Annotated in this window: 4 protein-coding genes; 3 read left to right on the forward strand and 1 reads right to left on the reverse strand. The window is 74.4% G+C overall.

Annotated features, from left to right (window positions below; genetic code table 11):
• Positions 1–300 (forward strand): serine hydrolase (locus HGA02_RS16545; RefSeq protein ID WP_168680224.1); only part of this gene is annotated, 300 nt, incomplete at its 5' end.
• Between the two features lie 2 nt (positions 301–302).
• Here HGA02_RS16545 and HGA02_RS16550 read toward each other — a convergent pair.
• Positions 303–1,586 carry an MFS transporter gene (locus HGA02_RS16550; RefSeq protein ID WP_246247959.1) on the reverse strand — a complete coding sequence of 428 codons (1,284 nt, stop codon included), beginning with the start codon at positions 1,584–1,586 and terminating at the stop codon, positions 303–305.
• A gap of 28 nt (positions 1,587–1,614) precedes the next feature.
• Here HGA02_RS16550 and HGA02_RS16555 point away from each other — a divergent pair, with 28 nt between their 5' ends.
• Both HGA02_RS16555 and HGA02_RS16560 read left to right on the forward strand, forming a co-directional pair.
• A complete protein-coding gene (locus tag HGA02_RS16555) occupies positions 1,615–2,070 on the forward strand; it encodes a MarR family winged helix-turn-helix transcriptional regulator (protein WP_168680225.1) in 456 nt (151 codons plus the stop codon).
• A gap of 75 nt (positions 2,071–2,145) precedes the next feature.
• The coding region (locus HGA02_RS16560) for a siderophore-interacting protein (RefSeq protein WP_343035548.1) at positions 2,146–2,386 on the forward strand (241 nt) is incomplete at its 3' end.

Here is a 2,386-nt window from a genome sequence, read left to right on the forward strand (position 1 = left end):
GTGCGGTCGACGACGGCCGACCTCGCGGTGCTGCTGACGGCGCTGCTCGACGGTGCGGCGCCGGGCGCGTGGGCGCTCGACCCGCGTGCGGACCTGGACGCGACCGAGCGGGTCGGCCTGTTCTGGCTGACCCGCTCGACGGACGTCGGCACGACGACCTGGCACAACGGCATGACGGGCGGGTTCGCGTCGTTCGTCGGCCTGGACCGTGCCGCGCGGCGCGGCGTCGTCGTGCTGTCCGACGTGGCGTCCAGCGTCGACGCGCTCGGCACCCGGCTGCTGGCCGGCGAGCGCGTGTGAGGTCAGACGACCTCGCCGAGCGCCTCCTCGGGCGTCCGCTCGACGGCGCGCGCACCGCGGTCCCAGCGCTGCCACAGCACGCGCTCACCGACGCTGCGCGCCATGACGTGCCCGGTGACGAGGAACGCGACGACGCCCACGGCGAGCACGCCGACGCCGACCCAGAACGGCGACGTCGGGCTCGCGTGCTCGGCGAGCAGCCCGGCGACGACGGGCGCGGGGGCGGCGAAGCCCCAGCGGACCAGGTTGAACGCGCCGGTCGTGACGCGGCGGTCGGGCGAGCCGGTCGCGAGCGCGAGGTCGGTGAGGTTGGCGTTGGCGACGCCCATCGCGACGCCGGCGACGACGAGCACGGCGACCGACTGCGCGGTGCCGCCGGACGTCGCGAGACCGACGAGCGCGAGCAGGAGCACGACGACGGCGAGGCCGACGGTCTGCACGGCACCGAGGCGGTGCGCGAGCCGGTGCCCGACGACGAGGATGCCGACCGCGAGGCCGATGCCCCACGCGGTGAAGACGAGCCCGAGCGGGACGACGTCGAGGCCCAGGAAGACGGGCGTGTAGCCGAGCACGACGAAGAACACGAAGTTGTAGGTCGCGGTGACGACGCACAGCGCGACGAACGCGGGCCGGCGGAAGGGTGTGAACACCTGGCCGAGGCGCAGCGGCGCGGGCGGCTCGGCGGGGTCCTTGAGCCGGGTCACCGAGAGCGTGAGCGCGACGAGCATGAAGAGGCCGCACAGCAGGAACGGCACGCGCCACGAGATCTGGCCGAGCAGCCCGCCCAGGAGCGGGCCGACGGCGAAGCCCAGCCCGACGCACGTCTCGAAGAGCTCGACGACCCACTCGCGGTCCTGCGCGAGGGACACGAGCAGCACCATCGCGGTCGCGAAGAACATGGCGTTGCCCAGGCCCCACAGCCCGCGCAGCGCGGAGAGGGCGCCGATCCCGCCGGTCAGGGACGCCGCGACGGCGGCGACCGCGACGACGCTCACGCCGGTCGCGAGGATCTTCTTGTAGCCGAACTTCCCCGTGAGCAGCACGGCGGGGATCATGCCGAGGGCCATGACGGCGATGTACGCGGTGAACAGGAGCTCGACCTGCGAGGTCGTGGCTCCCATCGCGGCACCGATGGCGGGCAGGATCGGGTCGACGATCGCGATGCCGGCGATCGCGAAGAACGCGGTGAGGGCGGTGGCGTAGATGGCGGTGCGGTGCGGTTCGTGGTGGCGGGAGGCCATGCGGATCCTCGGGTAGACGAGCGTCGGCGGGATTATCTGTATCATACATCTATCTAGTGAAGGAGTCGCCGCCATGGACGACGCCGTCCCCGACGTCGAGGAGCAGGTCGCACTCCTGCTCCGCCTCGCCGACCGCAACCGGCGCCGCAGCAGCCGCCTCGAGGGCACGCTCGACCGGTCCGCCTACATCGCCCTGCGCCACCTCACGGTCGCGGGCCCGTCGGGCATCAACGACCTCGCGAACCGCCTGCGGCTCGACGCGTCGACCGTCACGCGCCAGGTCGTCGCGATGGAGGAGGACGGGTACGTCACGCGCGGCCGCGACAGCACCGACGGACGCCGCGCCGTCGTCACCGCGACCCCCGCCGGCGAGGAGGCCCTCGCGCGCACCCGTGCGGTCCGCGCCGAGGTCTACGACGAGATCCTGCGGCGCTGGTCGACCGAGGACCGCCGCGCCCTCGCCGACGCGCTCATCCGGCTCAACGCCGACCTCGACGCCGACCTCGACCGCGCCGCCGAGGACCGCTGACGCCGCGCCGGCCGGCGACCGCACGCACGACGGAGCGGTCCGGCGGCCCACAGGCGCGGCGACTACGGTGACCCGGTGACCGACGCGCCTGCCCGTCCTCGTCCCGCCCCGCTCGTCGCCGAGGTGCTGCGCACCGAACGCCTCTCGCCGTCGTTCGTGCGCGTCGTCGTCGGCGGGCCCGGGCTCGACGCCTTCGAGCCGTCGCCCCACGCCGACTCCTACGTCAAGCTCGTCTTCCTCCCGCCCGCCGCCGACGGCCACCGCCCCCGGCGCGACGACGGCCGCCTCGACCTCGACGCCGTGCGCGCCGCGCTCG

The sequence above is a fragment of the Cellulomonas septica genome, assembly GCF_012396155.1.
GTDB lineage: Bacteria > Actinomycetota > Actinomycetes > Actinomycetales > Cellulomonadaceae > Cellulomonas > Cellulomonas septica.

Excerpts from the sequence above, each read along its gene's own strand:
- HGA02_RS16550 (WP_246247959.1), bottom strand. The coding sequence starts at position 1,586 with ATGATACAGATAATCCCGCCGACGCTCGTCTACCCGAGGATCCGCATG.
- HGA02_RS16555 (WP_168680225.1), top strand. The coding sequence starts at position 1,615 with ATGGACGACGCCGTCCCCGACGTCGAGGAGCAGGTCGCACTCCTGCTC.